Genomic DNA, 6,691 nt, shown 5'->3' on the forward strand with positions numbered 1-6,691 from the left:
CTTTTACCACGAGTAATCGCAACTACATCAAATCCTCCTTTAACTAACTGGGGTACTAAATAAGTACCAATATGTCCACTTGCTCCAATAACAATAACTTTCATTTTTATCTTCTCCTTTCAGTTACTACCAGGCATAAGCTTCTGGGGCTTCATCAAAACCTGGAAAAATTTCATCTAAACGTTGCATTGTTTCTTTTGATAAATCAATCTCTAATACTTTCAAAGTATCATTAAATTGTTCAAGGGTTCTTGGTCCAATGATAACTGAAGTAACAGCTGGATTTTTTAAGACCCAGGCTAAAGCAACATGAGCTTCTTTTTGACCAATTTCTTTACATAATTTACTAAATGCTTCTAACTGTTTTCTTTGTGTAGCGGTAAGTCGTTTTGATTCTTTCTTTAACCGTTCACTATTATTGTCTGTTTTAAGTATCTTACCACTTAATAAACCACCATCTAATGGTCCCCAAACAATGATTCCAATTCCATATTTTTTAGCTGCTGGAATAACTTCTAATTCCGGATAACGACATAATAAGTTGTATTTATGCTGTTCACATACTAATCCTAAATAATTACGTTTTTTGGCTTCATATTGTGCTTCAACTAAATGTCTGGCAGCAAAATTACTTGATCCCATATAATCAATTAGACCTTGATTAATTAAAGATCCATAAACTTCATAGATTTCATCCCAAGATACATGACGATCAATATGATGCATTTGATATAGTTCGATATGATCAGTATTTAATCGTTTTAAAGAATCATGAAAATGACATCTTATTTTATAAGCTGAAAGTCCCCTTTCATTGTTAATGCCTTCATAAAGATTATCAGTTTCACAATATACCTTAGTCGCTAGAATAACTTTTTCACGACGACCTTCACCTTGTTTAAACCACTCACCAATAATTCTTTCGGTCCTGCCAGGATGACCATCTTCAAAATGTCCATACGTATCGGCAGTATCAAAAAAATTGATTCCTACTTCTAGGGCTCGATCCATTATTTTAAAAGCTTCTTCTTTACTAGTATAGGGTCCAAAATTCATCGTTCCTAAACACAATTTACTGACTTTTAAACCACTTTTACCTAAATAGTCATATTTCATAACCATCTTCTCCTTTCGCATATATCATACAAAGTTAAATAACAACAAACTATAGTTTCATTGCATCCTAGAAAGTCTTTTTATTTTTACTTGGATATTTTGATTATATTTTGTAAAAAACTTTTTAATTTTATATAATATGACTAGAGGTGATTTGATGTTACTACAAGAAAAGATGAAAACAACAAAGTTTTCTCCTAGTGAACAATCTGTAATTGATTTTATTTTAAAAAAACAGGAATTAATTGAACCCTATACAACAATAATGATTGCCGGTGAAACTTATACATCCCCATCCGTTTTAATTAGAACTTCCAAAAAGCTTGGTTTTAATGGTTTTAACGAATTTAAAAAAGCTTTTTTAAAAGAAGTAAATTATCTAAAAACTAGTTTTAGTGATTTAGATGCCAATAAACCCTTTGAAGCTACTGATTCAATTATGAATATCGCCCATATTATTACTAAATTAAAACAAGAGAGTTTAAACGATACATTATCACTGATTCACCATGACAGTTTACAAAAAGCCATCAGGATCATGGAAAAAGCCGATGTTATAAAAGTTTTTGCCATTGCCAACTTAACATTTCAAGCTGAAGAATTAGTCTATAAATTACGCCGAATTGGTAAAAAGGCCGAAACTTACTCAATTAGTAATATGATGATCCAGGAAGCCACGATGACAAGCAGTAATGATTGTGCTATTTGTATTTCCTATTCTGGTGAATCAGAAGAATTATTATATACGACCAATATTTTAAAACAAAACCAAGTACCAATTATTGTTATTTCTAGTGTTGGTGAAAATAGTTTAACATGTCTAGGTGATACTGTTTTACAAATCACTACTAGAGAAAGAGCTTTTTCTAAAATTGGAGCCTTTGCATCACTAGAATCTATTTCCTTAATTTTAGATATTTTATATAGCTGTTATTTTAAAACTAATTATGATCATTTTTATGCTTTTAAGACCGATCTAGCGAAAGTAACCGAAAAACGTATCATTGATAATAATATTATCAAAGAAGAAAATGAGTAACAAAAAAGGGATAGAATTTTATCCCTTTTTGATTAATATTTAAATACTTTTACCTAAACGATATGCCTCATCCATATATTTAGTTCTTTGGGTCATAGAAACAGTACCACAGCCTAAACCTAAGACCATTCCTAAATTATCAAAACTTAAATAATCACAAATTGTCTGATAATGACTAGCTAAATCATCCATAGTATCACTAGCACTATTCCATGCTGCTCCAATTAAAACTGCTTTTTTATGTAAACTAGTTAAATAACCATTAAAGCTATAAAAACGATCTACCATGATCTTTAATTGCGCTGACATACCAAAATAATACAATGGTGTTACAAAAACTAAAACATCACTGTCAATAATTATTTCTTTTAATTCACTCATATCATCTTTTTGCACACATGGTCCGGACATATTACAATAATCACAACCTAAACATGGATGTAAGTTGGCATGAGCTACATCAAAAATTTCAACTTGATGATTATTTTCTTTGGCTCCTTTAATAAATTCACTTGCTAATAAATTAGAAGAACCCTTTTTATGGGGACTTCCTTGTAATACTAATATTTTCATTTTCTCACCTTTTTCTCATTAATTTTATTACCCAATCACTTAAATAACTAATTGCAAACATCATAATTAAATACTCTAAAATAAACATTATCATTGACTGATTAAAATCAAAGAACACAAATTCACTTTGTAACAATAAATAAGTAAGTATATCATGCTTAAAGAAATAGTAAATTCCTAAAATAACTAACATACAAGCAATCACGTTACAAACTAATAATATTCTTTTTGACCAGTTCCTTGTTTTTAAAATACCTCTAAACATATTTCCATGTAATCCTAAATGAATTGCCATTAACACAAAGCCCCAATAACTACAAACTAAATGAATTATTCTTGCTTTAGAAATAAATTTGGATAAATCAATAAAAGTAAAGATATGTCTAGACATAACGATTCCGCTAAATAATAATCCAAGTACACAAATTATTAATAATCCATTAACAATCATCGTAATTATTTGATAAATTGAACGAACTTTTTTTAAACTGCGATACCAATAGCGATTATAATAGTGATGAACTATTAGAGTTAAAAACATAGTAACACCAAGCCATTCATGTAACAAACTGCCGGTTAAAAAATATCCCATCAATAAAAGTAACAATCCAATCAATAAAACATCTAGTAAGATCTTAATTTTTAATTCTTTTTTCATTTTTATTTCAAATTAATTTCTGCTAACCAGTTAGAAACTTCTTCTTGAGGATTATCGGCGGCACTGCTTGATAAAGTCAACCCCTCTAACACATTAGCACCAGTGATTTTTTCGATTTCACTAATTGTTCCCGAAAAACCGCTACCGCCACTAGTATTAAAAGGCACAATTGTTTTACCACTAAAATCATTTACTTCTAAGAAAGTATACATGATCATTGGCATATCACTCCACCAGTTAGGATAACCGACAAAAATAATATCATAAGATGAAACATCGATGTTTTCTTTTAAGGCTGGTCTGGCATCACTATCCTGTTCATCTTTAGCGATATCTAATAATTCATCATAATCATCAGTATATGGTTCTAATGGTTCGATTTTTTTGATCTCACCACCTATTTCATTATGGATTGCATTAGCCACATTTCCAGTATTTCCTGACCAGGAAAAATAAGTAATTAAAATATTACCATCATTTACTTGCGTGTTTTCATTAGCTGATGGACTGCTTTCATTTGTATCTTTAGCAGTATCTTGATTTGAACTGCAGCCAGCTAATATAATTAAGGATAAACATAAGACAATAATTTTAGTAATTCTTTTCATTTCACTTTCCTCCTTACCTGCTTTTATCTTATCAAGGACATAATTAATCGTCCAATACTTAGTTAGAATGGTTTATAATAGCTAATAAGCATTAAAAATGAAAAGCAGGCTTAAACCCGCTTACCATTTTCTTTAATAATTTCTTGATACCAGTAAAAAGAATCTTTTTTAATTCGTTTTAATTCTTTTAAATCAAATTCATCACGATCAACATAAACAAAACCATATCGTTTACCATATCCCTGATGGGTACTTACTAAATCAATGAAAGCCCATGGGCAATAACCGATCATTTCTACTCCATCATTAATTGCAAGTTTAGCTTGATAAAAATGTCTTTTTAAATAATCAATGCGATATGGATCATGTACTTTACCATCAACTAATTCATCTTTAGCTCCTAAACCATTTTCCGTAATTAAAATTGGCAAATGATAACGATCATAAATTCTTCTTAATGTTACTCTTAAACCAATTGAATCAACCATCCAGCCAAATTCAGTTTGTTCCAAATAGTTGTTTTTAGCGGCACGATAAACGCCTTCTTCACCAATCATGATCTGCTGGTCACCGTTTCGAGGCTGACAGTCAGTGCCATCGTTTTTAGCAGCGGCAACTGTAGCGGTAGCATAGTAGTTAATTCCTAAATAATCGGGTTTAGCTTTAGCGATAACTTCCATATCACCATCTTCAATAACTGGAGTATAGCCACGTTCATTTAAATAAGCCCAAACTAAATTATTATAGCGTCCATGAACCGCAATATCTAAATATAGCCAGCAGCGAATAGCTTCCCAGTTTTCAGCAGCAATGACATCTGATGGATCACATTTTTCTGGATAAATGGCAGTAATATTAGGAGCTGGTCCAATTTTTCCATTTTCAACCATTTCATGACATAAGATCGTTGCTTTAGCACTAGCGACAAACATATTATGACAACCCTGGTATAATTCTTTTTTACTTGGTACAACACCTGGATTCATGGCATTAGGATGATTGATCATAACGTTTTGTTCATTGATCGTTAGCCAGTATTTAACGCGATCCCCATAGTTTTCAAATAACACTTTGGCATATTTAACAAATGCATCAATAGTATCGCGATTAGCCCAGCCACCTTTTTTGTGCAATGCTAATGGTAAATCAAAATGATACATCGTAACTACTGGTTCAATTCCCGCATCAACTAATTCATCAATTAAATTATTATAAAAATCAATTCCTTTTTGATTAACTTCACCACTGCCATCAGGAATGATCCGCGTCCAGGCAATTGAAAAACGATATGCTTTTAAACCCAGTTCTTTCATTAAAGCTACATCTTCTTTGTAACGATGATAATGATCACTAGCAACGTTAAAATTAGTAATTCCCTCAGGAGCCTGATGGACATCTTGAACTGATAACCCTTTACCATCTTCATCATAAGCCCCTTCTACCTGATATGCTGAAGTACTGGCACCCCATAAAAAACCTTCTGGAAATCCTTTTAAATCTTGATAAAACATTTTCTTACCTCCTTATTCTACTTTTAAAATAACATCTTGATAATTAACCTGATCATGATTTACTAAATCAATTGTTTGATAATTAACACTATTGGTAATGATTACTGGTACTTGAGTAGCATAACCAGCTTTTTCAATTTGTTTAATATCAGCGTTTAACAACAAATCACCTTGTTTTACTTTTTGTCCTTGTTCAATATAAGCAGTAAAATATTTACCATTTAAATTAACTGTATCAATACCAAAATGAATCAACATTTCAATTCCATCATCACTTACAATTCCAATAGCATGTTTAGTTGGAAATAAAGTAGCAATCGTACCATCAAATGGCGCATAAACTTTACCATCTTGAGGCTCAATCAAAGCACCTTTTCCTAACATTTCACTAGCGAAAGCTTCATCTTTAGCTGCGCTTAACGGTAATAATTGTCCTTTAATTGGGGCTAAGATTTCGCCTTTAGCGACCTCAATTTTTTCAATTGTCTGGACTTTATCAGTTTGTTCAAATTTAAGACTTAAAAAATACGTAACAACAGCAGTAACAACAAAACTAATTACTAAAGCAATGATAATGTTATAGAAAAATCTCATTGTATCATCACCAATGTATAAGAAGATTGCTGGTAAACCAGATGAACCAGTAGCAAAACGATGAGTTTGTGTTAATCCGGCATATAAACCACCAGCAGCCCCACCGATCATTGCGGCAATTAGTGGATATTTTTTAGGTAAATTAACTCCATATAATGTTGGTTCGGTAATTCCCATATAAGCAGTAATTGAACCTGAAGTCGCTAATTGTTTCATCTTTTTATCTTTGGTTCTAATTGCTACAACAGCTGAAGCAGTTGCCTGAGCAATATTTGAACATAAACATCCTGGTCCAAAAATACTATCGTAACCAAGTTCACCCATTTGCATAACACCTAGTGGTGCTACTCCATTGTGTAAACCAAACATTACCATAATTGGTAATAATCCACCAATCAATACTGCTGGTGCCCAGGCGGCATTTGTACTTAAGAAAGTAAAGAATACAGCTAAATAATCACCAACTATAGCACCAATTGGACCTAAAACTGCTAAAGCTAAAGGACCCATGATCAAAAATGTCAACATTGGGACAAATACTAATTTAACTGATTGTGGGATCCATTTTTCTAAAAATCCTTCAACATAAGAC

General features: G+C 31.7%; 8 protein-coding genes. 1 reads left to right on the forward strand and 7 read right to left on the reverse strand.

All coding sequences use genetic code 11. The features are described from left to right. On the reverse strand, nt 1–104 hold a 104-nt coding region (locus tag J7M77_RS13650; protein ID WP_296879533.1), incomplete at its 3' end, for an NmrA family NAD(P)-binding protein. A gap of 22 nt (nt 105–126) precedes the next feature. Beyond that, nucleotides 127–1,116 (reverse strand): aldo/keto reductase, encoded by a 990-nt coding sequence (locus J7M77_RS13655; RefSeq protein WP_296879519.1) that lies wholly within the window; start codon nt 1,114–1,116, stop codon nt 127–129. 157 nt (nt 1,117–1,273) lie between these two features. Here J7M77_RS13655 and J7M77_RS13660 point away from each other — a divergent pair, with 157 nt between their 5' ends. Continuing rightward, a complete protein-coding gene (locus J7M77_RS13660; RefSeq protein WP_296879521.1) occupies nt 1,274–2,155 on the forward strand; it encodes a MurR/RpiR family transcriptional regulator in 882 nt (293 codons plus the stop codon). 39 nt (nt 2,156–2,194) lie between these two features. Here the strand turns inward: J7M77_RS13660 and J7M77_RS13665 are convergent, their stop codons facing one another. The 5 genes from J7M77_RS13665 to J7M77_RS13685 all read right to left on the reverse strand — a co-directional run. Beyond that, nucleotides 2,195–2,728, reverse strand: a complete 534-nt coding sequence (locus J7M77_RS13665; RefSeq protein ID WP_296879523.1) for a flavodoxin family protein — start codon at nt 2,726–2,728, stop codon at nt 2,195–2,197. 4 nt (nt 2,729–2,732) lie between these two features. Continuing rightward, entirely contained in the window at nt 2,733–3,386 is a 654-nt protein-coding gene (locus J7M77_RS13670; RefSeq protein WP_296879525.1) for a DUF4405 domain-containing protein, read from the reverse strand. A 2-nt stretch (nt 3,387–3,388) separates the two neighbouring features. Continuing rightward, nucleotides 3,389–3,994 carry a flavodoxin gene (locus J7M77_RS13675; protein WP_296879527.1) on the reverse strand — a complete coding sequence of 202 codons (606 nt, stop codon included), beginning with the start codon at nt 3,992–3,994 and terminating at the stop codon, nt 3,389–3,391. 110 nt (nt 3,995–4,104) lie between these two features. Next, complete coding sequence (locus J7M77_RS13680) at nt 4,105–5,505, reverse strand: glycoside hydrolase family 1 protein (protein ID WP_296879529.1); 1,401 nt, start codon at nt 5,503–5,505, stop codon at nt 4,105–4,107. A gap of 12 nt (nt 5,506–5,517) precedes the next feature. Continuing rightward, nucleotides 5,518–6,691 (reverse strand): glucose PTS transporter subunit IIA (locus J7M77_RS13685; RefSeq protein WP_296879531.1); only part of this gene is annotated, 1,174 nt, incomplete at its 5' end.

It is taken from the genome of Thomasclavelia sp., assembly GCF_017889095.1.
Taxonomy (GTDB): domain Bacteria; phylum Bacillota_I; class Bacilli_A; order Erysipelotrichales; family Coprobacillaceae; genus Thomasclavelia.